Below are 24,139 nucleotides of genomic sequence, written 5' to 3' on the forward strand. Positions count from 1 at the left end.
CCCGGTTTATACCATCTATTTACACAACTGACCAGCCATCACCCCAAAAGGGGCGATGGCTGATTGCCCTACTCGACGGTGACTGACTTGGCGAGGTTACGGGGCTGGTCGACATCGGTACCCTTGATGATGGCAACGTAATAGCTCAACAACTGCAGTGGCACGGTATACAGAACCGGGGCCAGTATGTCGTCGATCGGTTCCAGTTCGATCAGTTTGAGCCCTTCGCCCGCGGTAAAATGCGCGCCCTTGTCAGCAAACACATAGAGCTGGCCGCCCCGGGCGCGCACTTCTTCCATATTGCTGTGCAGTTTTTCCAGCAGGTCGTTATTCGGCGCAACTACGATCACCGGCATGTCGCTGTCGATCAGCGCCAGCGGGCCATGCTTCAATTCGCCGGCGGCATAGGCTTCGGCGTGAATGTAGCTGATCTCTTTCAGCTTCAGCGCACCTTCCATCGCAATCGGGTATTGTGTACTGCGCCCCAGAAACAGCGCATGGTGTTTATCGGCAAAGTCTTCGGCGAGGTCTTCAATGGTCTCCGCCAGAGTCAGCGCCTGCTTCATTTGGGCGGGCAAGCCACGCAAGCCCTGAACGATTCGGCCGATCACGGTCTGGTCCACACCCCGGTGCTTGGCAACACTCAGCACCAGCAACATCAAGCCAATCAACTGAACGGTGAAGGCTTTGGTGGAGGCGACGCCAATTTCAGCACCGGCCCGCATCATGTACGCCAGGTCCGACTCGCGCACCAGCGATGAACCCGGCACATTGCAAATGGCCAGCGTAGAGGTGTAACCCAGGTCTTTCGCCAACCGCAACGCGGCCAGGGTGTCGGCGGTTTCGCCCGACTGGGAAATGGTGACAAACAGGGCGTTCTTCGCGACAACCGATTTGCGATACCGAAACTCAGAGGCGATCTCAACCTGGCAAGGCACACCGGCGACTTCTTCAAACCAGTAACGCGCCACCAGGCCAGCATGATAAGACGTACCACAGGCGACGATCTGAACGTTTTCAACACCGGCGAGAATGTCGTTGGACCCCGCGCCAAAGGCTTCGGTAACCACATCGGTATCGGTAATGCGGCCTTCCAGGGTGTTGTTGATGGCGTCGGGCTGTTCATGAATTTCTTTCAGCATGAAATGCTTGAACGGGCCCTTGTCGCCGGCATCGTGCGTGATGTCGCTGGTCTGGCTGGCGCGTTCGACCACCTGGTCGTCTGCATCCACAATGTGCACGCTGCGCCGGGTAATCTCGGCAACGTCACCTTCTTCCAGGAAAATAAACTGCTGCGTTACCGGCAGCAAGGCCAGTTGGTCAGACGCAATGAAGTTCTCACCAATGCCCAGGCCAATCACCAGCGGCGAGCCGGAGCGAGCGACGATCAGGCGAGACGGGTCACGCCGGTCCATCACCACCGTGCCATAAGCGCCGACCAGTTGTTTGCGCGCGCGCTGCACGGCTTGTAACAGGGAGTCGGCGGTGCGCAGTTCTTTTTCGATCAGGTGGGCGATGACTTCGGTATCGGTTTCCGAGGCAAAAACAAACCCCTCCTGCTCCAGTTCACGACGCAAACGGGCGTGGTTTTCAATAATGCCGTTGTGCACCACGGCCACGTTGTCACCAGACACATGCGGATGAGCGTTACGCTCGTTTGGCTGGCCGTGCGTGGCCCAGCGGGTGTGGGCGATGCCGGTACCGCCGGTAAGTGGTGACTCGTCAAGCGCCGCCGCCAATTCACTGACCTTACCGACACGACGCACCCGGTGCATTTGCTCGTCGCTAATGATCGCCACGCCCGCCGAGTCATAGCCCCGGTATTCGAGACGACGCAAGCCTTCGACCAGAATTTCTGCCACGTCCCGTTGTGCTACTGCGCCTACAATGCCACACATAGTTTTGCTCCTTGTGATTCGTCGCCCTTTTCTTTTGGGCCGTCATGAATCGGTTGTGAGTGCCCGGGCCGTGATGGCACCGCCCAGGCTGAATTCAAAGTTAGTCGGTCTCTTCTGCGTACAAATTCGTTGTGCGTTGCCGCTACTGCTTGGCCGGACGCGTCCAGCCTTTCACCGTCACCTGGCGGGCCCGGCCAACCGTCAACTGGTCGGCCGGTGCGGTTTTGGTCAGTACCGACCCGGCACCGACAAAGGCACCGGCTTCAATAGTAACCGGCGCAACCAGGGTGCTGTTGGAGCCAACAAAGGCACCGGCGCCAATCTCGGTTACGAACTTGTTCACGCCGTCGTAATTGCAGGTAATGGTGCCAGCGCCAATGTTGGCCCCTTCGCCAATCACCGCATCGCCAATGTAACTGAGGTGGTTCACCTTGCTACCGGCACCGAGGCGCGCTTTCTTGGTTTCAACAAAGTTACCCACCTTGGCGCCCTCATCCAGCTCGGTGCCCGGGCGTAGCCGGGCAAAAGGGCCGACCGTGGCGTTAGCACCCAGTTGGGCGCCATCGATCAGGGTGTTGGCCTCAACCACAACGTCGTCGCCCAGCCGGGCATTGCGAATCACGCAGTTCGGCCCGATGCGCACACCGGTGCCCAGTTCGACCTCGCCTTCAAACACTACGTTAACGTCGATCAGGCAATCCTGGCCGATCCGCACGGTGCCACGAATGTCTACCCGGCCCGGGTCCATCAGGGTCGCGCCTTCCGCCATCAGTGCATTCGCCGCCCGCTGCTGGAACCAGCGCTCCAGCACTGCCAGTTGCTGCCGATTATTCACCCCCAGCGTTTCTTCGACGTCCAGTGGCTGTACCGCCTGAACCGCTATCCCCTCGCTCACTGCCATGCTGATCAGATCGGTCAGGTAGTATTCGCCCTGAGCATTGTTGTTTTGCAGCCGGGGCAGCCAGGCATGAAGCATCCAGGCGGGCAACGCCATAATGCCGCTGTTGACTTCGGTGATGGCCAGTTGCTCGGCAGAGGCGTCTTTGTGTTCAACGATGGCAGCCACTTGCCCGTTCGCATCGCGCACGATACGACCATAGCCTGCCGGGTCTTCCAACTGCACGGTCAGCAGCCCCATGGTGTGTTCGGTGACTTGGTCAATAAGGGTTTTGAGTGTCTCGGCGCGGGTTAGCGGCACGTCGCCGTATAACACCAGCACGGCGCCGGTCTCCGGCACGCCCGGCATTGCCTGGGCGACCGCATGGCCGGTTCCGAGTTGTTCTGCCTGCAGCCAGAACCGGGCATTGGTGTCACTGAACTCGTGCCGAACCTGGTCGGCGCCATGGCCAACGACCAGGTGAATGTCACTGCTGAATTGACATGCAGTCTGATAGACGTGGCGGGCCATGGGCACGCCGGCAACTCGGTGCAACACCTTGGGCAGGCGGGATTTCATCCTTGAGCCCTGACCCGCCGCTAAAATAACTACGCTGACATCCATTTCTTTCTCCTGTTACCCGATCATTAACGATTCGCTGCATTCTAGCGCCAAGTCTTCAGGTCGCAAGTGAGCAATTGTCAGGATTTTCCTGACAGGCAATTCACCCCCGCAACCACACGACAAGCCCGCCTGCCACCGCCCCGCACTGCACCACCAACACACCGGGCTATGAGCCCAACTACTCGGTTTAAGGCCGCCGGATCGCAATGCGATACCGTCAGTTTTCCGACAGGCGGTATTTGTTCCCCGAGTAACGTGAACTGGTTCCCTAAATATCATCGACTACGTCAAATTAACCACGGAAAAACCTCGAAAACGCGCCATTTTTGTTACAGACATCAGTACTTTTGTCAGCGTTATGCAGCTTATGAACTCCGTCACAGGCGGGACCATCAAGACTCCGTATAGTGCTCTCACTGCAATTTACTCACTGCACCAGGTCAGAGGCTTCCTCTATATGACGGCACGACTGCTCATTATCTGCACCACATTGCTGGCGCTGTACGGTTGCCAGATTGAACCCGCCGACTTTGGCTCTCCCGATACCACAGCCAACAATGGAAGCTCTAACAGCGACAATGCCGGTTCTGGTGGTGGCGGAGATGACAGTGACGACTCAGTCGCCCGCGCACTGACACTGTACTGGTCGGCCCCGGTAGAGCGCCTTAACGGCGAGCCGATGGATTTCACAGACATCGGGGGTTATGAAATCCGCTATCGCGCCATGAACTCTAACGACTATACCAACATCGTGATCGACAACCCCGCGGTTGAGCAATACTCATTCGATGCGCTGACCAATGTGAATGATCTGGTGTTCGAAGTGGCCGTTTTTGATGCTAACGGCATCTATAGCGAGTTTGTCGTTGCCCAGGGCAGTTAACCGATTCTGCTTGTGGGGAATGACCCGATTTAAAAGGCATTAATTCATCACAGGACCAGGGACCTGGTCACCTAAACCGAGCCAGCGTTGCCCCGCCACTCCTGCTCTGTCCCAGCCAGCCTAATACCTGCACAACCAAGAAACCGGTGTGTCGATATTCTTAACACACCGCTGTTTACCTAAGGCAATGCATTCTCAGCCTGAGCAATGGCAGAGGTTTTTACAATGCCCGGTCTGTGCCCGCTGCACCACAGGATTGTTCCCATACAATAAGGCCTGGCGACAACCAACCAGTCCGTTGAGACATCGGCAAACAGTCGCGAACGCCTCTGTCTCCCTACCGGTTTAAGACCACCATTAAAGTCTGGCACGATAATCGCTATGAGTCTGCCATACGTCGCTGCAAGGCGACCATGACCGGGCGTAGTCAACCATTTGGTGTCTATTGGCTACGCCGTAAGAGCGCTGAAGTGTCTTCAGTCGGTCTTGTCTCAGGGAATGAATATGCGTAAATCAACGATCTCACTTACGGTTGTCATAGCCTCTCTGGTTGCCGCTTCCAGCGCTCAGGCTGCCATCATCTACTCCAACGTCAGCTACGGGTCGGTACAAGCAACGCAGGCCGAAGCCGACTACCTCAGCAGCCTGGCCAGCTATCAGCAGGAAACCTTCGATAATCTGGGCACGGTATCCGCTATTGGAGCTACGTCTCTTGGTGCGGTGCAAACCGGCAACCAGCAAAGCAGCTGGGTGATGGCCTCTGAACAGTTCAGCACGGCGGTTGGTACCTTCACCATGGTGAAATCGGACGGCGCCGCCAACCGCAGCGATGTTCGCCCAGACTTGCTGATGATTGAAAACAGCAGCACCGGCGAATTCGGACGTTCTCCCTCACACGCGACCAACTGGCTCGACAGCAACGATGCGGATATCGTCAGCTGGGATATCTCAGGTGTCGGCTTTTTTGACAGCCTTGGTTTCTACCTGTCAGACGTCAACGACCAGGGCGCATCGCTCAAACTGGTGTTCGATGACGGTACCGAGCACACAACACAGTTGAACAGCTCGCTCAGTAATGGCAATCTGATGTACGTTTCCTTGATGGCCGATGTCGCGATCAGCAGCGCTTCCTTGCTGTTCGACAACGGAACCAACAAGAACGATGGCTGGGGTATCGATACCATCACCGTCGGCTCGCTTCCGGTACCGGAGCCAGCCACGCTGGCACTGTTGAGCCTCGGCCTGATTGGTGTTGGAGCAGCGCGTCGTCGGCTGCGCCACCAATAAAGGTGTTTGGCGGTTTGGTCTGAACAAGACCAGCGCTTAGACAGATCCGGGAGTTAATCCTGTTCAGAGCTGGCATTTACCGTGTGGTGTGCCAGCCCTCCTCCGGAAGCAGTAATGGCAGTAACCGACCCATTGAAACATGCTGTACTGAACCGACGGCCCGGGGTATTGCACCTGGGCCTGTTTGCGTTGGCGTTATCTCTAGCCGGCTGCATGTCGCCCCAGGGGTTCAGCCAGGGCGACGTCATGCTGTATTGGGAAACCCCGCAAGAACGCACCAATGGTGACCCGCTTCCGCCAGAAGAACTCGGTGGCTTTGAGATTCGATACCGTCAGGCCAACGACAACCGGTTTACCGTCGTGCTGATTCGCGACAATGGCATCGACCAGTATTTACTGAAAGACATCAGAAACCCCGAGTCGGCCATTATTGAAGTCGCCGCATTTGACCACGAAGGCATCTACAGCAACTGGGTTCGGGCACGCTGAAAAGCGCAATGGCTCTCCCTGCCCACGCCAATCTGCCCTCTCCTTTTGCACAATCGCCCCAAATTGTAAAGTTTTTCGTCTACCTGCCTGACCCTGACCCGACTTAGCGCTATACTGTCGCCTTATCAAGGATGAACAGTGTTCTGCCAAGAACCGCTCAGGGAATGCTATAACGGACTATGAACTACCTCTCGGTCACCTATACGGTCATCAGCACGGCCACTCTTATTACGGCCTGTTTGCTCATGGCTATGGCCTATCGGTCTCGCACCCAACGCTGGCAATGGTCGTTGTCACTTGGCGTCGCGGCACAACTTGCCTGGCTGATCGCCCTGCTGGGCAGTTATTCCCTCTCCAGTAACGTCACCACCTGGTTATTATCCGCTGAAGTGCTGCGTTTCGCAGGCTGGTTTGCCGCCATGGGCTGGCTGTTGCAACGGCACGCCCAATGGTCGCAATGGCCACGCGCCACACTCGGGCTTGCTCTGGTGTTTATTGCGCTGGTGATAACGGCATTGCTGGTGATCTGGCGGTTCAGCGGCGCCACCTGGCTGACGGCCTCGCTGTATATCGCCATGGCCATTTCAATTCTGATCATGACGGAACAAACGGTGCGTAACGTTCGGCCGCACCGGCTGATCAAACTGCTTGCCGTTTGTCTCTCTCTTTCCCTGGCGGCCGATGTACTGGTGTATGGCCAGCAACTGTTCTCCGGCAGCATCTCCACCCTGGCCTGGCAAACGCGCACCGCCGCTGCCTGGTTACTGGCGGTGGTGTTGCTGATCGGCACCCTGTTGTTTCGGGACTACCAGAACCACCGGCCGCAATTGCAGCTGTCGCGTCCGGTGTTCTTCTATTCCGCCTCGGTTGTGTTTACGCTGGGGTTCATGGCACTGGCGGCCATTGGCGGGTCTTACGTTAAAATACTGGGGGGGTTCTGGAGCGGTTATATCTACACCCTCTTCACCCTGATCGTACTCTTGCTGGCCGCCGCGCTGTTCATCTCCAAAGAGCTGAGACAGCGCTTCGAAGTCATGGCCAGCAAGCACTTTTTTAATCAGAAATACGATTACCGCCAAGAGTGGCTAACCCTTATTCGCCGGCTTTCAGAACTTGATCCCTCGCACCGGCATTACCACCAACAGCTGTTGTCGGTAATCTGCACGGCGGTAAAGTCGAACGCCGGTGCCTTGTGGATCAACACAGGCCCAACACTGTCTTTCAAAGCCTCGACCATGCGGCGGGAATCACTGCCACGGGAGCTTTCGTTGGGCGAGCCCTTTGTTCGTACCATGGTCAAACACGCCTGGATCTTCGTTCCCCATACCGACAACCCCAGTCTGGCCATGTACAACGACACCTTACCAGACTGGGTGCGGGACGATTCACGCATCTGGATCATGGCGCCACTGCTTAACCAGATGAAGATGACCGGCTTTGTGATTCTGGAGCAACCCATCGCCGCTCCTAACATCACCTTTGAAGACCTGGATTTGTTGACCAACGTTTGCACCCAGATCGCCAGCCACATCCGTTTGCACGAGCAGGAAAAACTGATCAGTGAGGGCCAGCAAATGGAAACCTACCACCGGCTGTCGGCGTTCATCATGCACGATGTGAACAACGTAGTGGCCCAGCTCGACTTGCTGCACCGCAACGCCGAACGTCATAAAGCCAATCCGGCCTTCATTGACGACATGATCAAGACCGTCGCCAGCTCAGTACGACGCATGCAAGGCCTGATGTCAAAGTTCAACCCGACCGGAAAAGAAGACCGCCGCCAACTGCAGGTTCATGAGTTGCTGCGCGAGCTGGTCAGCGAATGCAGCGACCGGGACCCGAAACCCGAGCTACTGACGGACGAAGACTTCTCCATCGATGCCGACCGGCAGAAGTTCATGCTGGCGATCAAAAACCTGATTCGCAACGCCCAGGATGCCACCCTGCCAGATGGTCGCATCACGCTGTCGGTCGGGCTATCGCCAACCGGTGCGCCCATGCTCAGCATTAAAGACACCGGCACCGGCATGCCGCTCGAGTTTATACAGGACCATCTGTTCAAACCCTTCAGCACCACCAAAACCGATACCGGCGTAGGCATTGGCGCCTACCTGACCAAAACGTATCTTGAACATATTGGTGCCCACGTACGTGTTAACAGTGAGCCATTTCAGGGTACCGAATTTGCCATTGTGTTCAGTGACAATGGCCAGTAAACCAGGAGGAGAGCCCATGGAAGCGCTCGATCGGACCATACTGATCGTAGAAGACGATGAAGGCCTGCAAAGCCAGTTGAAATGGCACTTCGATGACTTCGAGTCGACGCTGATTACCGCGAAAGACCGAACCGAAGCCTTGAATGCCGTGCGCATGTATAGCCCCAGCATCATCATTCAGGACCTGGGTTTGCCGCCGGATGACGAAGGCGTCAGTGAAGGCTTTGCCTGCATACGCGACATCCTTACCATTGCGCCAGACAGCAAGATTATTGTGATGACTGGAAAAAACGATCACAAGAACGCGCTCGATTCCATTGCCGCCGGGGCGTTCGACTTTTATCTGAAACCAGTCGACCCGGAACGGCTGAGCCTGGTGGTAGACCAAGCCTTCCGCATAGCCCGGCTTGAACACGAAAACCGCACCCAACAAGCCTTTTTTGAACCCATAGCCGGCCTGGTAACGGCCGATTCGACCATGAAACGGGTCTGCCGCATGGCGGAAAAGATTGCCCAGTCGCCAGTCACCTCAACCTTGCTGGGCGAAAGTGGCACCGGCAAGGAAGTACTGGCGCGCGCCATCCACACCATGAGCGACCGCAAAGATCGCCCTTTTGTGGCCATCAATTGCGCAGCGGTGCCTGAAAACCTGATTGAGAGTGAACTGTTTGGTTATGAAAAAGGGGCCTTTACCGGAGCGGGAAAAACCACCGAGGGCCGCATTGAACAAGCCAACAGTGGCACCCTGTTTCTTGATGAAATTGGCGACATGCCACTGCCACTGCAAGCCAAATTGTTGCGCTTTCTGCAGGAGCGGGTGATAGAACGGGTCGGCGGACGCAAGGCCATTAGTATCGATGCCCGGGTGATCTGCGCAACCAACAAAGATCTTAAAACCATGGTCAGCAACGGCGAATTCCGGGAAGATTTGTATTATCGGATATGCGAGATCGTTGTAGACATACCACCCTTACGCAGCCGCGGAACCGACGCGCGCTTACTGGCTAATTTCTTCCTGCAAAAATACAGTCGCTCAATGAAACAACGCAGCCTGCGCTTTTCCGACGATGCCCTGGCCGGCATTGACGCCTACGAATGGCCTGGCAACATTCGGGAAGTGGAAAACAAAGTCAAACGCGCGGTGGTGCTGGCCGACAACCACATTCTGAATGCCGAAGACCTCGACCTGAAAAGCGACGGGGACGGTGTTTTAAACCTTAACCTTCGAAAAATTCGTCAGTCAGCAGAAGTGGAAGCCATAGAACAGGCGCTGGCACTGAGTGAATACAATGTCTCCATGGCCGCTAAAATGCTGGGCATTACCCGCCCGACACTCTACGACCTGATCCGGAAATATTCTCTGAGCACCGACAAAAAAACAGAGGAAGATTCGCTGTGAATACCGCGACACCGATTGACACCGGCGCATCCGTCTGCCACAAAAAAAACAAGGACAGCAACACCATGAACAGGATTTCCCAATCTGAAAACCCGGTAACACCCGTGGTGATACAACGGCCCCTATGGTGGATTGCGGGCTTCACCGTTGCCCTGCTGATGGCCGGCTGCAACGATACGCCCGGCAACGAAGTCAGCAGCACTCATGTGCAACGCAGCCAATCTTATGAAGAGCAAGGCCAATACCGCGCAGCGATGATTGAGCAACGCAACGCCATACAGGCTAATCCCGGCGACCTTGCACAGACCCATCGCTATGCCCGCTTACTGCTGACCATTGGCAGCCCGAGCAGTGCCCAGACGCTGCTGGAATCAGTCAGCGACCGACACACCGATGAAACCCGGCAGTTACTGGCACAGGCGTATTTAAAACAAGGCAAGTTTGTTTCTGCAGAAACCGTGCTGGCCAGCGTGGAATCACCCGATGAAAACCCGGCGACCCAGGGCCGGCTGCTGGCGCTTGTCGATTTCCAGAATGGCCGCACCCAGGCAGCCGTGCAACGCCTGACTCAATTGCATGAAGACTACCCGGAAAATTCCGACATAACTCTGGACCTGATTACCACTCTGACCGATACCGGCCGCTACCAGCAAGCCAATGCACTGATCGACCGGTTGCCTGAAGCTCAAAAAGACTTGCCCGAGGTTAATTACCTGGCAGCACGGGTGGACTACCAGAACAACCAACTGACTCAGGCCGAAGCGCACCTCACCCAGGCGCTGATCGACCTGCCCTCCACCGACATGATGCTTCAGGAGCGGATACAGGTGTTGGAGTTGTTGTCGTCGGTGCTGACAGAACTGGGCCGCCCGGTAGAGGCGACGGCCTACAACAACATCGTGCGTGAGGCGAATCCCGAAGCCTATTCCGCCCAGCAGCAGTACCGGGAAGCCATCACCGCCGCCAGCCGCGGTGACGTGCTGAGCGCCAAAAACGCCTTTCAGGATATTCTGAACCAGTTCCCGGCTAACCGGAACGCCGGCATGATGCTGGGCCTGCTGACCCTGCAAGACGGCGAAGTCACCGAAGGCGAACAGCTGCTTTCGGAGCACCTAGACCCTGAAACCGCACCGGCAACCTTTGTGCAAGCTGCTGCACTGGCACAGGTCGAACTCGGCCGCAGCCAGGAAGCACTCGATGTACTCAGCACCGCGTTACTGGCCCGCCCAGACGATGCTGACCTGCTGGCGTTATACGGCGCCCTGCTGTTGCGCGATGGGCGCAGCCAACTGGGTATTCAGACACTGAGTAAAGCGCTCGAGCTGGAGCCAGACCGCACCCGACTGATGCTCATGCTGGCGCAATATTATGCCGACCGCGATCAACCCCAGCTTGCCCTTGGCCACCTGCGCAAAGCCTACTCCATTAATCCTGCCGACTGGCTGACCACGCAGTTCTATGTATCCACCCTTGTGGCTGAAGACGAAATTGAGGAGGCTCAGCGCATTGCCAGTGAACTCACCGGGGCTTATCCCGAAGAGCCTAACCCCTATTGGATAAGCAGCATGCTTGACTATCGTGCAGGCAACGCCAACCGGGCCCTGGTGCAAATGACCTCACTGCTGGAAGACCACCCTGAATTCACCGAAGCCTACCCGACCACCGCACAACTGATGCGCCAGCAAGGTCAAACGCTGGCTGCAACCGACTTGCTGATGCGCGGCTATCAGGCTATTCCTGAGCGGCCCGACTTGCTGGAAGCCGCGTTGCAATGGCGTACCGATGCCACCTCGGCTACCGATACCCTGGCTTGGCTAAGGGAGCAAGCCGCCGCCAGCCCACAAGACGTTGCACTGGAGTTAAACTCGGTTGCCATGAACCGGTTACTCGCGCTGGGTGAATGGAACCAGGCAGGAGAACTGGCGAGCCAGTATCAGGATTCAGAGCAACCAAGAGCGCGTGCCATGACCGGCCAGTACTTTCAGGCCAGAGCGCAACAAGCCGCCAGTCAGGGTAACTGGGCCGATGCCAATCGCTGGATAAAACAGGCTGAACTGCGCCAGCCGAACGACTTGCCGACGCAGTTTCTCGCTGCGCAAATCGATAACAGCCAGGGCAACAGCCAAGACGCCCAGGCCCGGCTCGACACCTTGCTGGCCAGCCGACCCGACAATCTCAACATAGTGGCGCAGAAAGCCCGATTGATGGCCGCTAACAATAATCGCGCCGACGCGCTCGATTTTGTACGCCCCTACTGGACTCGTTCCCCCAGCCGCGAGTTAGCCGCCATCTATACAGCGCTGATCAGTGATCTGGAACCAGAACGACTGGTCGTTGCACTGGAGCAATGGCATCAGGTCGATGCCAACGCAGCTGCCCCCTGGTTCATGAAAGGAAACCATTACTTGAATCAGCAGGCCCATGCCGAAGCCATCAGCGCCTATCGCGAAACCGTTCGGCGGGATGCAAGCCACGTTGCCGCATTAAACAACCTGGCCTGGCTGCTGCGCGAAGATAGCCCGACGGAAGCGTTAGATCTTGCCGCCCGGGCTGCAGACATCGCCCCTGAAAACCCAGGCATTCTGGATACCTATGGCTGGTTACTGCACCTGAACGGGGAGCATCAGCAAGCGGTTACCGTACTGACGCGGGCGCGTCAGCTGGCACCGAACAATGCCGACATTGAACAACACCTGCAAGAAGCCGAGGCGAGTAACGCGGCGCCGGCCTAAGGCCAGACAGAACTGTCCGGGCTGGTTACTCCAACGCCCGGGACAGCGTGTTTACAATGCGCTCGATAACCGGCCGGGTAATACCTGAGTGAACCGGCAAGGTCACCAACCGGTCGGCAAATTGCCGGGCATTGGGCACCAACGATCGCTCGAAACGCCCTTCCAAACCGGCTATGTCTGGCAAAGCGTGCCGGTACATGGCCGTAGCGCCCAGCCCTGCCTGGGTCAGTGAAGCCAGCGCTGCATCCCGCTGTTCACGGTTCGCCAGCAACACCGGGTAACGCAACAAGCGCCCCCGGTTAGCGGTGTGCCTTCCCTGGGTTGTCAGCCCTGGCACCTGAACTGCACTGATGTTAGTAAAAGCCTCGTCGAAACAGGCTTCCCGCCAGGTATCGAACTGCTGGTAACATTCAACATTCGCCGCTAGAACACGCTTCGGTTGCGGACCCATTTCCTGCAGCGCTTCCAGTGCGTGATAACGAGTCTGGCCCAACGACAAGCCAGGCAGCCGCGTCACCAAACCGTACAAAGCCGGGTGCAACAAGGCGTTATAGAGCCGGGCTTTTATCGGCCAGCGTTTGTCGGTAGAGGACGCCAATGCATCCATCGGCACCGGCTGAGCCCGGGCAGCAACCAGCCCGCCGCCCAGTAGCCCGATGGCCTTGCCACGACCAAACGAGAAGGTGAGGTAATCGGCCTCGGTTGTTGCAGGCCGATCCGGCTCTGGAAACCACTGAGCGTTGTCTTCAATAATTGCAATTGACGAGGCTTCGGGCAGCAGCGCCCGAATAGCGCTCACGTTGGCTGCCAGCCCCAAAAAGTTGACAGCCAGTATCGCCAGGGTGTTTTCATTGACCGCGGCCAACAGGGCAGCCGCATCGTATTCACTGGTGCTTTCTGCCAGGTCCACCAAGCGGGGGGTGTAGCCCGCGTAATCGGCGGCGGCGACAAGATCGGGGCAGCCATAGCCCGGTATCAATACTTCTGGTTGTGTAACCTCGGGGTGCCGCAACCGGTGCTGACACAAACACCACGCCAGTGCCGCGGTTCCCGATTGCAACCAAACCAGATGATGCGCGGGAAACAGGCTGGCAACGTCAATGCCCGACGACCGCAACACAACGGGATTACCGGCTGGCGGATACACGACCCAACTCATCGGGCTGATGGCTTCCAGGTGGTCATGCGCGTGCCTTTGAAGTACTGAATGGCGGAATCAGCCAGGGCCAGGTTGACCTGAACAAAAAAGTACACCAAGCGCACAGCGCCATTTTTGCGCCCACCACGCCCCCAATGCCCCCAGGCTGCAATACCATAGAATACCGCTTGCGCCACCAGAGCCAGGGTGTATATCCAGCCATCATTCGCCAGCACCAGGGTAACAACGAGCAACGCCAGCAAAAACCAGGGCACGCCCCAGCGCATTAGCTTGTGGCTGAACACCTGGAATGAAAACAAGCCAAACCGAACGGGGTTCAATACGTCCGGGTGGCGTGCCAGGCCAGTCATACCCCGCAATACAGTGCGAACTTTGCGGGCGTACTCTCGGGAGGCATCTTTCAAGTCTTCGTAATAGCCAAGAACATTGGGCGCGGTGACCGAGCGCAGCCCCAGGCGTGCGCAATTCAGGGCGGTGTTAAAATCACTCGGGGAATGGATGTCCCATTGTTCACACACCTCTGCCCGGGCGGCAAAGAACGAGCCACTCAGCCCTACCAGGCCACCCAGCTGACTCTCTTGCTGGCGCAACCACATTTCATATTTAACGTAGGCGCCTTCACCGGCCACCTTGCCATCTTTACTGATGAAGCGGTCTTCACTGGAGACGGCGCCGACTCGGGCATCGGCGAAATACAGGCTCAGGTTCTGCAAGGCTTCCGGGTCCATCTGAGTGGCGACGTCTGAAAAAACCAGCACCTCGCCTTTCGCAGCCTGAATGGCTGCGAGCTGGGCGTTTTCCTTACCCAGACGCTGCTCGGCACGCACCAGCCGGATGCCCTGTTCGGCATAGCCTTGCACGAGTTCATCGGTACCATCATCGCTGCAATCGGACGCGACAATGAGCTCCAACCGATCGGCCGGGTAATCCAGCGTTAGCACATTCTGAATTTTCTGCTCGATGCGGTGTTTTTCATTGTAAACGGTGACGATAAGGCTCAGAAATGGGGGTTCGCCGGTGTGACTTTCGGGCGGCGCTATGGCTTCGGGGCGGGTAATGGCGCGCAGCGCGATCAGCGCCAGCGGGTAGAGAAAGTAGCTGTAAACGGCGCAGACCGCCAGAATCCAGAACAGGGCAGGTAACATGGTCAACTCCTTGGACCAGGGTGGTAACGATTAGCCATAAAGACCGGGAAAGGCGCTTTAAACACAGCCCTCCCTGATGCATAATGCAACACAGTATAACCAACACGGATGTTGAGTACATGTCGATTTCCCGATCCACAGAAAAGATCCGGGTCCTGCATATTGTTTCAGGAGACCTTTGGGCGGGCGCCGAAGCCCAGGCCTATGCCCTGATCAAACAGCTCAATAAAGACTGCACTGTAGCCGCCGTTCTGATGAACGAAGGCGAATTAGCCTCCCGCCTGCGCGCCATCGACATTCCGATTACCGTATTAGACGAAACACGCTGTTCCGCCTGGCAACTGTTCCAGGGCATTCGCCGGGCCATAAAGGCATTCAAACCCACCGTTATTCACACCCACCGCCAAAAAGAGAACATTCTCGGCAGCCTGGCCAACCTGACCACCCGGCGCGCCCGATGCGTGCGCACCGTACACGGCGCCAGCGAATTCAATGGCGGCCTGAAAACTGGCATTCAACGCTGGGTAGACCACGCCTGCGGCCGCTGGCTGCAAGACGGCGTTATCGTTGTTTCCCGGGAACTGATGGACAAGCTCAAGGGCCAGTACGGCGCGCAACGCCTCTATTGCGTACCCAACGGCGTCGACCTGGAAGAGCTGACCGAAAAGGCCACCGCCGGCACCGACCTGGTGTTTGAACCCGGCTGCACCCACATCGCCATCATTGGCCGCCTGGTGCAAGTAAAACGAGTAGACCTGTTCCTGGAAGCCGCCAGGCTTGTTCTGGATCAATCAAATCAATACCGCTTTCACATTGTGGGCAATGGCCCGCTAGAAGCCACCCTGAAAGCTCAGGCCGACACACTTAACCTCGCCGAACCTCAGGTTCAATTCCATGGCCACCGAAACGACATTCCCGCTATTATTAAAGCATGCGATGCCGTAGTGCTGTGTTCAGACCATGAAGGCATGCCAATGGTTGCCCTGGAGACACTGGCGCTTTCAAAACCGTTGATTTCAACCGACACCGTGCGGCTCTTCCAGAATGGCATAGACCCGGGCTTCGACCCTGCTCCCCAAACGCCAGCTGGACTATCCACTGCGCTTCTAAGCCTGCAGGGCAATCCATCGACTTCAAAAAACACAACCGCATCACGGTTTAGCCTTACGAGCACCATATGCGCACAAAAAACACTGGGTATTTACAGCTATGAGTAACACACCTACGCTCAGCGTTATTCTTTGTACCTACAACAACGCCGACTCTCTCGCCGTTACGCTTGGTCAACTCGTTCAATGTGAAGTGGAGAGGTGGAGCGATGTCGAGATTCTCGTTGTCGACAACAATTCGCCAGACAACACAGAAGAGGTTGTACGCAAAGTATCCGAGTCTTCTGAAGCACAGCTTCAGTACTATTTTGAACAGAAGCAAGGGCTTTCAATCGCCAGAAACCTGGGTGTGGAAAAAGCCAGAGGCGAGTACCTGCTCTTTACAGACGACGACGCCGATATACCTACCAACTGGCTCTCAAGCTATCTGCAAAAAATAGAGTCGACACAGGCTGACTGCCTGTTCAGCAAAATAGAAGTGAATTGGGACAGAACACCTCCCTGGTGGTTTGACCAGCGCTATAACCCCTATTTTGTGCAACTGGACTATGGCGACTCGCCAATGGAGATTACCGATATACACCACGAATTCTTTGGTAAGAATTTTTGTTGCAGAAAACCTGTTCTCGCTGCGATGGGCGGCTTTGATGAAAAACTGGGGCGCAATGGAACGTCACTTGCTGCTGGTGAAGAAACCATAATTTACAGGCGCCTCGTAGCCATGAGCGCTAAAGTTACTTACTTCCCCGATGCGATAGTTGGCCATAGGCTAAAGCCCATTGAATACACTTCTCGAAATATAGAGAAAAAATTTGTCGATGGTGCCAGTTCTTCTCTGCGAATTGCGCAGTGCTTTTCAAATAATTACGTCCTCGGACGACCGACGTACCCCTTGAAAATGGCGATTAAAAACACTGTTAAGTCATTGCTACTAATTCCGATTTCCATAGTACCGATGACCAAAAAGGCAAAACGTGAGGCCTTTTACCAGACTTTACAACTCAAACGGTCTGTTCGGATGATTTGGTTGTGGACAATGACACCATGAGACAGAATTCTATTTTGATAATGTTGCATTGCGAACAAGATACTGGCTACGCGATCGGCCCGCTCGAAAAAGCATTTGAATCTGCTGCACTTCTAGCAGGGTACCAGCCGAGTCAGATCTTATGGTCTTACAGTAAAGTTATAGCGCCATCAAAGAACATATTCGAACTTGGTTATCACACAAATGAAGATGCAGATAAACTCGATAGAATCCATAAGCTACACAAAATAGAAACCATACTAGCATTTGACATGCCATACCCAACCAGTGTGGGGCGGCAAGCTCACAGACTCGGTATAAAAAATATAGTCTCTTACTGGGGTGCCAGTATGAGCTCTATTAATAGCGGGTTCAAATGGCTAGCCAAGAAAACTGAATGGGCTCTTAGAAGAGCTTCAGCTCCAACTCGTTTCATATTCGAATCCGAAGCAATGAGACTAACTGCTACACAGGGAAGAGGGGTTCCCAAAAGTCGCACAGTCGTCATACCACTAGGTGTTAATTTAGAACAATTCAAGCCCGTTAAGGACTCCAACTATGCTCACCGGAAACTGGGGATCCCGGAGAATCGTAAAATAATATTTTATTCTGGACACATGGAAGAAAGAAAAGGAATAAGAGTACTTATCGAAGCTATTAATCTCCTATATCGGCTTAACAAACTTGAAGAGTTTCATTTGCTTATATGTGGTAACAAGGACAATGAGAGCACTCCTTACGAAGCACTAATTTCTAACAGCAGCGTGGGCGAGCATATTACGTTTGCTGGGTATAGAGATGACATTCCACAACTTATGCAGGCTTCTTTTATAGGCACGATTGCATCTACTGGGTGGGACTCTTTTACAATGTCTAGCGTAGAAATGCTCGCTTCCGGATTACCTCTAATTGTTTCGAACTTGCAAGGATTGAAGGAAACAATTCTGCCAGGGTATTGTGGTGAATTAATAGAGCCCGGTAGCTCGGAAGCATTGGCAAAGTATGCACTTGAGTATTTGAACAGCCCAGAAAAATACAATGCTCATAGAAGAAGTGCTAGGCTAAGAGCCGAGGAGAATTTCTCTCTTAAAAAACAGATAGAAAATATTAGCCAACATCTAATTCCTCATCATCTCGAGAAAAAAACCAAAAAGCTTATGAAAAAAGGCCACCCCTGATGTTATATAGATCACTCTTTAGAATAATTGGAAGAGAAAACAAAGTAAAATTGGCACTCCTCCAGATTATATTTCTAGTAACCGCACTCTTCCAAGTTGCGGGTATCGCATCAATTGCTCCATTTATTGCAATGGTCAGTGATACAAATGCGATTAATAACAATAGAATTTTGAGTATACTTTTCAATGCTTATGACTTTCAATCAAACACTCAATTTATGATAACATATGCAATTGGCGTAGTATTTCTACTACTTATTGGCAACGCTATATCATCCTTTAGTACTTGGAAGCTGTTTCAGGTATCTGTTCGCTTGGGCGCTTACGTTCAAAAAAATGCATATGATAGCTATCTCAACAATGACTATACTTTTTTTGCAATGAACAATAGCAACAGGCTCATATCTCAAATAACCCAAGAGATTCCTAGAATGGTCTATATGGTTGTTCAGCCTTTGCTAAACTTAATTTCTCAACTATTTATCGCCACGCTTATTATCATTGGACTTCTTCTAATAGATATAAAAATCGCTTTGATAGCAACGGCAATTGTATTGGCCGTTTACTTCTTAATTTTCAAAATTATCAGGGCTAAGGTAGTCGAGTATGGCAAGCTACTTACCAAGTTGAACCAAACCAAACTAAAGCTTCTTGATGAAAGCATCGCAGGGATCAAAGAGGTTAAGCTTAAAGGAAATGAATCCTTCTACTGTTCGGAGGTTGACCAAGTAACTAAACAAGGACTTTCAGCCACTGCATATATTTCGCTTGCAGGTGACCTGCCTAGGTATGTAGTGGAAACTGTTATTTTTTCTTCGATACTTGGCTTGTCAATATTCATACTATTGACATCAGGGACAGCAAGTGAAGCTTTAGGCATCATAAGTTTATATGCCATGGCCGGTTATAAATTGCTTCCTGCAGCACAAGCAATATACAAAGCCTATTCACAAATCAAAGCAAACGGATCAGTGGTAACTGACTTAGATAACGAAATTGAAGAAAGTAGAAATCATATAAGCCCACTTAAGACTCTTGGTAATGAACCCGCTCCAGAGGGAGATGTTACGTTTGATAACGTTTCATTTACCTATCCCGGCACAGTAACACCAGCTCTTCAAGAGTGTAGCTTTTCAATTCTTTCTAACAAAATAACTGCATTTATCGGGGAGTCTGGAGCTGGGAAAAGCACAGCCGTAGATTTGGTTCTTGGCTTGATGCTTCCTCAACACGGAAAAATTGCAGTTGGAAATAAACTTCTAGACCAAAGAAACATCAAGTCTTGGCGCCAAAGAATAGGGTATGTAGCCCAAGATATTTTTATATTAGATGCATCTATTGAGGAGAATATAGCCTTTGGAATTCCCAAAGAGGAAGTTAACATAGATCAATTGATATTAGCTGCAAAGATGGCAAACATTTATGATTTTATAACCCAGTGTGAGGGTGAGTTCCAGTTTAAAGTTGGAGAGCGAGGAGCTAAATTAAGTGGGGGTCAGAAACAACGTATAGGTATAGCAAGGGCATTGTATAAAGACCCTTCTATTCTTGTATTTGATGAGGCAACAAGCGCACTTGATAACGTTACTGAAAGGTTAATTATGAAAGATATTCTAAGCCTCGCCAGTTCTCGAACAATTGTTATGATAGCTCACAGGCTAACGACGGTAGAAAAAGCAGACAGCATTCTACTATTCAAAAATGGTAAGGTCGAAGCTCAAGGGTCATATGAAGAGTTAGCTAATTCTTCAAAGGAATTTCAGGCTCTATTGACCGCTGGAGCCAGCTCTTCAATAGAAGCTGTAGAGCTTTGAATCAACATGAAGTACGACTAAAGCATACATGAAAAGATGCCATGCTTTTAGTATTTCTATTGTTAGCTAGCTCTATTTATAAGGTTTAGGAATTTCTGGGGGTATCTTCTTGAAGATCCAAGAAAAATGCAAACAGTTTGTTAAAAATGCTCTAACTTCAGTAGGTGTAGATGTTAGGCGCACAGGAGCAGAAGCTGAGGATATCGCCTTCTTTAAAGATGAGTATGAAGCTTTGCTTTACAACCAAGGAGGAAAAAAATCTGCATTCCCATGCCCAATCGAAATATGCACTCACCAAAATGGAATTGGGTTTTCAAGTTCAGACTGGCACCCTTTTGTAGAAACTATTAAGCAATATCGCGCAAACCCTCTTTTATCATATGATGAATCAGTTCTAAAACTCTTCTATTCTAGATGGACTCCAAGTAATGCGGCAGAAGCAATCCCAGGCTTCAAGGACTCTCCAAAAGCATTCAGATCATACCCTCCACACTACCTATTTTTATCACCTTGGTCTTCATTAACAGCGAAAGAAATAGACATAGACGTTAAATGGTGGAATCAAAAAGATAACACAGAACATGGTAGAAGCGATCTGAGTTATCCAACACACGGCTGGGCTTATTCGGGACCAACACATCATGAAAAAGGCAAACTGGAATTTGATCGAATAATTAGGCTATATAAAAATATCAAGGCCAACGGCTATAATACTCAGTTAGGCTATATCGGAGTTACACAACTGAAAATAAACAGTAGTAGCATATACCTAATTGGAGGTGGCGGTTATCATCGAACAGCAGTACTTAGTGCGCTTGGCTATAAAGAGATTCCCGCAACCCATCATAGAATATCTACCGTAAACATAGATGACGCTCAATATTGGCCTCAAGTTCGAAATGGACTCTGGACTGAAAGCCAAGCTAAAAATTATGTACACCATTTATTCTCATTTTGTAGCTCTGATTGGGCAAAAGAAATGCAACTAACATTAGATCTTAGTAAGCAAAAGCCGGATATATTTTCTTTATGAAACTCAAGCCTCTAGCATCTACATACTAACTTCAATTACATCAAGGAGACGCTAATCAAGATTTTTCTTTATATTCCATAGCTGGTCAGATCGGATAACCGGCTACTTATGGCCGCTTAATCTAGCTTACGGATAATAAAGGCATCTTCAAAAGTAGACAGATAAGCTCAAATTATTAAGTAGACTTGAACAAAATAATATCAACTATAAGGTAAAGGGCAATGCCAGCTAAGAATTTCAAGACTCAATATTGCTTTACCACACTTGCGTTAGGCTCTCAATATCAAGAACTAGCAAAACTCTTAGCCAATGACATTATGGTTAACTGTCCAAACATGGAGCTAATTGTATTAACAGATAATGTAGAGGCATTTAAAGATTTTAAAAATGTAATTCCGGTACTACATAAGAATAGAGGTATATATCATTGCTTCCATGACAAAAGGTTTGCGATTGCTTGTGCTTTAAAAAGGAATACTAATTGCATTTATGTTGATGCTGACTGTAGAATTATATGTCCACCGCCCATCACCTTTTGGGAAAATTTAAATCCAGGAATCCATGGGTTTTGGATGTATTCCATGAAAAAAAAATTAGAAGAAGATATTTCAGAGCAAAGCGATACAGCCTTAATCAGCTTCAATTCAGCAAAAAGAATTAGAAACATTACAAATCTAGCAGCTAGACAGGAAAAAGTCAGCATTAACGATGCTATGTATATCCAGGAGGTGGCTATAATAGTTAACTCAAATGAGAGAGACGCGTATCAATTTCTTAGGTCTTGGGATAGGCTCGCAAACTTTTTTCAACTAAGAGGTTTCAGCTGGGGAGAAGGCAGAGCTATAGGGTTGGCTGCAAAAAAAGCAAATTTGACAACTTACAAAATAGTTGATTTAGATGAATGGCTCTTTAAAGACCTCTACTTTGAATCTAAAATCGGTAATTCAGGCAACCCGACACCAATTGAACATAACTATTATAAAGTCAGGCAGTTGATGGCAAAAAATAAAATGAGCCCTTTAAAACGCAAAATATCCCTAATAAAAAGATTGGCTAATTCGTGCTATAATGCAATGCTAATGCTCGTAAATAGTCCAGCCATGCAGTCGCATAGAATTTTAAATCAAACTCAAAATCATGAGGTAGATAATAGCAGGTAGTCATAATAAGATTATTATATTTTACCAAGCAAAGACTAATTAATGTATAATACCAAACATAAGAATTGTTTACGTCGCTAGCTTATAAGTAGCGACGTAAATCCAATTCTATAATTCCAGTTAAGCTATTACCTTATTGATAAACAGCTCTTGCTGGAGCAGGACCTCTAGGCTCGGTTCCAAGCTGATGTCCACGCTGACCTAAATACTCACTATACTCTTCAGTTAGCTGTCCATTATCACCAATAATACCGTCAGCTCCGTTACCCACTAAGTTATTATTAACTATCAGTCTACTTTCATCTACAGTACTTGACCTTGATATTTTATCGGAATTAGAGCTATCGTTAATTATTATATTTTCTTCAAAGTACCACGGCCCTTTTGTACTTTGAAGGGATTGCACTACTACATGACCTATCAGTGTGTTTCTATTAACGAATATTTCACCTCCAGGGTTTGATGACAATAATTTAACAGCTACACCATTGGAATTTTCCATTTCAATTAGGTTGTAGTTAATTTCTATACTGCCAGAATATCCATACTCCTGATTCCAAATCGCGCCTAGTGATGTTTGGCCTTTAATGTGATTGGCTCTTATAGTCCAATTCTCGATATTAGATTTTGGACCAATTGGTAGGGGAATATCTGAATATATGTCATTGCTCTCTACAACTGCATATGGAGAGGAATAACCTAGTAACCAATAGCCACATGAGTCCGAGACCAAATTGTCTTGTACAGCCAAATACCTGCCATCACCGCCGGGAAAAAATAGGTGTGAGTTGTTACCACCTGACTCACAGTTCGTCAGACCTTCGAAAATATTATTCCGGATCGTAATATTTCCATTATTGACAATCGAAAGACTTTTACCCCGAGTATTGCTGTTATTATCTAATCTAAAGCCGTCTATGTATAGGTTGTCCGTACCTTGATCAAATAATATATACCCGTCTACACCGTTCCTATTGAAGTTGATCGTTGGTCGCTCACCTGGATAGGCCAGCCATACTGATGGTTTTTTCCCAGCATACCAAGCAAGGCGGCACCCTTCGCTTGAATTACAGTCCTCAAACTCACCTTCAAGGCTATACTCTCCGTTTCTCCAATAAACAAAACCGTCTGGATTATTCGCTTGAAACTTCCCACCATCTCCATAAACATCGCCCATAGAGCGCCATGGGTTCTCCAATGTTCCACGTCCCCCGCTACTAGTCGACCTACCATTCTCAGCATCAACAAAGAAGAAACCAGCTTTTGTAACTGTGACTTGCCAACTAACTTCTTCCGTGAGCCCTTCAGTGTCTGTCACTAATACCGAAATGGCGTATGGATTCGTTCTTGCACTAGGCTCTGGCCAAACAATTTCCCCTAGTCTATTGATAGTCATTCCATCAGGGTTCTCTTGTAGCTCGTACGCGTATGGGTAGGATCCTCCCATTACAGCTAGCCTGACCCTATACTCTAGCCCTGGGTATGCCTTATAGAATCGGCTATTTGTATCAAGACCTTCTTGAGGTTGAACAATTTCAAAAGGTAAATTACCTGCAACCCCAGTAATCGGAACCAAACACAGCAGGCTTACTGCAATGCTACAACATATGTTACCAATAGAATTGACGACCGCCATGGTTACTACCCCGCATTGAATTCAATAGTACTAATATTTAGTTACAATTCGTAACTTTAAACCACCTCAGACTTCATATTAAGTGTCTAATTAATGGAATAAAGCTATCCTACATCACTTGGTTGAACTTAAATATCAAAGCCTCGCTGAGATATGACAAATATCACTCTTTTACTGCTAAGTAGCTACTTACGTCACAACCCTACCATTGTTTGATTGGGGAACTTGTACCCTACCATCGTTTGGTTTCGGAATTTGTACCCTACCATCGTTTGACTTGGAATTTGGATTAAGAACCGACACTAGCGCTCTAATTGTAGACAATTAATGCATGTTTTAGTTGTAAACACCCCTGTTTTAGTTGCACTGTAAATTAGAGTTCTCTGCCCGTTGATGTCTAGCCAAGTATTCCCATGGTGTCAGGTCTTCCAGTGAATCGTGGGGACGCTCATCGTTGTATTCCGTCATCCAGG

The 24,139-nt window shown here is 51.1% G+C and carries 18 protein-coding genes; 12 read left to right on the top strand and 6 right to left on the bottom strand.

Annotation, left to right across the window (positions count from 1 at the left end):
* Positions 1-68: 68 nt before the first annotated feature.
* Positions 69-1,898 carry a glutamine--fructose-6-phosphate transaminase (isomerizing) gene (gene glmS, locus EP166_RS13530; protein WP_127557809.1) on the bottom strand — a complete coding sequence of 610 codons (1,830 nt, stop codon included), beginning with the start codon at positions 1,896-1,898 and terminating at the stop codon, positions 69-71.
* A 142-nt stretch (positions 1,899-2,040) separates the two neighbouring features.
* Entirely contained in the window at positions 2,041-3,399 is a 1,359-nt protein-coding gene (glmU, locus tag EP166_RS13535) for a bifunctional UDP-N-acetylglucosamine diphosphorylase/glucosamine-1-phosphate N-acetyltransferase GlmU (protein WP_127557811.1), read from the bottom strand.
* Positions 3,400-3,856: 457 nt separating this feature from the next.
* Between glmU and EP166_RS13540 the strand changes: the two genes are divergently transcribed.
* The 6 genes from EP166_RS13540 (at position 3,857) to EP166_RS13565 (ending at position 12,405) form a co-directional block, all read left to right on the top strand.
* Entirely contained in the window at positions 3,857-4,282 is a 426-nt protein-coding gene (locus tag EP166_RS13540; protein ID WP_127557813.1) for a hypothetical protein, read from the top strand.
* A gap of 504 nt (positions 4,283-4,786) precedes the next feature.
* Positions 4,787-5,569, top strand: coding sequence for a PEP-CTERM sorting domain-containing protein (locus tag EP166_RS13545; RefSeq protein ID WP_164743935.1), 783 nt, complete (start codon positions 4,787-4,789; stop codon positions 5,567-5,569).
* Between the two features lie 114 nt (positions 5,570-5,683).
* Positions 5,684-6,058 (top strand): hypothetical protein, encoded by a 375-nt coding sequence (locus EP166_RS13550; RefSeq protein ID WP_127557817.1) that lies wholly within the window; start codon positions 5,684-5,686, stop codon positions 6,056-6,058.
* Positions 6,059-6,237: 179 nt separating this feature from the next.
* The gene (gene prsK, locus EP166_RS13555; protein WP_127557819.1) at positions 6,238-8,274 is read left to right on the top strand and encodes an XrtA/PEP-CTERM system histidine kinase PrsK; all 2,037 of its coding nucleotides are present in this window, start codon (positions 6,238-6,240) and stop codon (positions 8,272-8,274) included.
* Between the two features lie 16 nt (positions 8,275-8,290).
* On the top strand, positions 8,291-9,673 hold the full coding sequence (gene prsR / locus EP166_RS13560; protein ID WP_127557821.1) for a PEP-CTERM-box response regulator transcription factor: 1,383 nt from the start codon (positions 8,291-8,293) through the stop codon (positions 9,671-9,673).
* Positions 9,674-9,738: 65 nt separating this feature from the next.
* Positions 9,739-12,405, top strand: coding sequence for a tetratricopeptide repeat protein (locus EP166_RS13565; protein WP_127557823.1), 2,667 nt, complete (start codon positions 9,739-9,741; stop codon positions 12,403-12,405).
* 25 nt (positions 12,406-12,430) lie between these two features.
* Here EP166_RS13565 and EP166_RS13570 read toward each other — a convergent pair whose 3' ends face one another.
* Together EP166_RS13570 and EP166_RS13575 are read right to left on the bottom strand one after the other, a co-directional pair.
* Complete coding sequence (locus EP166_RS13570) at positions 12,431-13,564, bottom strand: DegT/DnrJ/EryC1/StrS family aminotransferase (protein WP_127557824.1); 1,134 nt, start codon at positions 13,562-13,564, stop codon at positions 12,431-12,433.
* Entirely contained in the window at positions 13,561-14,709 is a 1,149-nt protein-coding gene (locus EP166_RS13575) for a glycosyltransferase family 2 protein (RefSeq protein ID WP_127557825.1), read from the bottom strand. Before EP166_RS13575 ends, EP166_RS13570 begins: the two co-directional genes overlap by 4 nt.
* A gap of 119 nt (positions 14,710-14,828) precedes the next feature.
* Between EP166_RS13575 and EP166_RS13580 the strand changes: the two genes are divergently transcribed.
* From EP166_RS13580 to EP166_RS13605, 6 genes are all read left to right on the top strand, one after another.
* Positions 14,829-15,926, top strand: a complete 1,098-nt coding sequence (locus tag EP166_RS13580; protein ID WP_164743936.1) for a glycosyltransferase — start codon at positions 14,829-14,831, stop codon at positions 15,924-15,926.
* The gene (locus EP166_RS13585; RefSeq protein WP_127557829.1) at positions 15,919-16,866 is read left to right on the top strand and encodes a glycosyltransferase family 2 protein; all 948 of its coding nucleotides are present in this window, start codon (positions 15,919-15,921) and stop codon (positions 16,864-16,866) included. Before EP166_RS13580 ends, EP166_RS13585 begins: the two co-directional genes overlap by 8 nt.
* Complete coding sequence (locus tag EP166_RS13590; RefSeq protein WP_127557831.1) at positions 16,863-18,023, top strand: glycosyltransferase family 4 protein; 1,161 nt, start codon at positions 16,863-16,865, stop codon at positions 18,021-18,023. Before EP166_RS13585 ends, EP166_RS13590 begins: the two co-directional genes overlap by 4 nt.
* The gene (locus EP166_RS13595; RefSeq protein ID WP_127557833.1) at positions 18,023-19,837 is read left to right on the top strand and encodes an ABC transporter ATP-binding protein; all 1,815 of its coding nucleotides are present in this window, start codon (positions 18,023-18,025) and stop codon (positions 19,835-19,837) included. The genes EP166_RS13590 and EP166_RS13595 overlap by 1 nt, the downstream gene beginning before the upstream one ends.
* Positions 19,838-19,946: 109 nt before the next feature.
* Complete coding sequence (locus EP166_RS13600; protein WP_127557835.1) at positions 19,947-20,870, top strand: ParB N-terminal domain-containing protein; 924 nt, start codon at positions 19,947-19,949, stop codon at positions 20,868-20,870.
* Between the two features lie 221 nt (positions 20,871-21,091).
* Complete coding sequence (locus tag EP166_RS13605) at positions 21,092-22,030, top strand: hypothetical protein (RefSeq protein WP_127557837.1); 939 nt, start codon at positions 21,092-21,094, stop codon at positions 22,028-22,030.
* A 133-nt stretch (positions 22,031-22,163) separates the two neighbouring features.
* On the opposite strand, the gene EP166_RS13610 is transcribed toward EP166_RS13605, so the two are convergent.
* Both EP166_RS13610 and EP166_RS13615 read right to left on the bottom strand, forming a co-directional pair.
* Positions 22,164-23,666, bottom strand: a complete 1,503-nt coding sequence (locus EP166_RS13610; protein WP_164743937.1) for a putative Ig domain-containing protein — start codon at positions 23,664-23,666, stop codon at positions 22,164-22,166.
* Between the two features lie 357 nt (positions 23,667-24,023).
* The coding region (locus tag EP166_RS13615) for a transposase (RefSeq protein WP_164743938.1) at positions 24,024-24,139 on the bottom strand (116 nt) is incomplete at its 5' end.

The organism is Saccharospirillum alexandrii, from assembly GCF_004000275.1.
GTDB classification, from domain to species: Bacteria; Pseudomonadota; Gammaproteobacteria; order Pseudomonadales; family Natronospirillaceae; genus Saccharospirillum; species Saccharospirillum alexandrii.

What these genes read in the sequence shown, in the direction of transcription:
- EP166_RS13585 (WP_127557829.1), top strand. Translation starts at nt 15,919, where the DNA reads ATGAGTAACACACCTACGCTCAGCGTTATTCTTTGTACCTACAACAAC.
- EP166_RS13610 (WP_164743937.1), bottom strand. Translation starts at nt 23,666, where the DNA reads ATGGCGGTCGTCAATTCTATTGGTAACATATGTTGTAGCATTGCAGTA.
- EP166_RS13570 (WP_127557824.1), bottom strand. Translation starts at nt 13,564, where the DNA reads ATGAGTTGGGTCGTGTATCCGCCAGCCGGTAATCCCGTTGTGTTGCGG.
- EP166_RS13595 (WP_127557833.1), top strand. Translation starts at nt 18,023, where the DNA reads ATGTTATATAGATCACTCTTTAGAATAATTGGAAGAGAAAACAAAGTA.
- EP166_RS13550 (WP_127557817.1), top strand. Translation starts at nt 5,684, where the DNA reads ATGGCAGTAACCGACCCATTGAAACATGCTGTACTGAACCGACGGCCC.
- EP166_RS13590 (WP_127557831.1), top strand. Translation starts at nt 16,863, where the DNA reads ATGAGACAGAATTCTATTTTGATAATGTTGCATTGCGAACAAGATACT.
- prsK (WP_127557819.1), top strand. Translation starts at nt 6,238, where the DNA reads ATGAACTACCTCTCGGTCACCTATACGGTCATCAGCACGGCCACTCTT.
- EP166_RS13565 (WP_127557823.1), top strand. Translation starts at nt 9,739, where the DNA reads ATGAACAGGATTTCCCAATCTGAAAACCCGGTAACACCCGTGGTGATA.
- EP166_RS13545 (WP_164743935.1), top strand. Translation starts at nt 4,787, where the DNA reads ATGCGTAAATCAACGATCTCACTTACGGTTGTCATAGCCTCTCTGGTT.
- glmU (WP_127557811.1), bottom strand. Translation starts at nt 3,399, where the DNA reads ATGGATGTCAGCGTAGTTATTTTAGCGGCGGGTCAGGGCTCAAGGATG.
- glmS (WP_127557809.1), bottom strand. Translation starts at nt 1,898, where the DNA reads ATGTGTGGCATTGTAGGCGCAGTAGCACAACGGGACGTGGCAGAAATT.
- EP166_RS13605 (WP_127557837.1), top strand. Translation starts at nt 21,092, where the DNA reads ATGCCAGCTAAGAATTTCAAGACTCAATATTGCTTTACCACACTTGCG.
- EP166_RS13580 (WP_164743936.1), top strand. Translation starts at nt 14,829, where the DNA reads ATGTCGATTTCCCGATCCACAGAAAAGATCCGGGTCCTGCATATTGTT.
- EP166_RS13540 (WP_127557813.1), top strand. Translation starts at nt 3,857, where the DNA reads ATGACGGCACGACTGCTCATTATCTGCACCACATTGCTGGCGCTGTAC.
- EP166_RS13575 (WP_127557825.1), bottom strand. Translation starts at nt 14,709, where the DNA reads ATGTTACCTGCCCTGTTCTGGATTCTGGCGGTCTGCGCCGTTTACAGC.
- prsR (WP_127557821.1), top strand. Translation starts at nt 8,291, where the DNA reads ATGGAAGCGCTCGATCGGACCATACTGATCGTAGAAGACGATGAAGGC.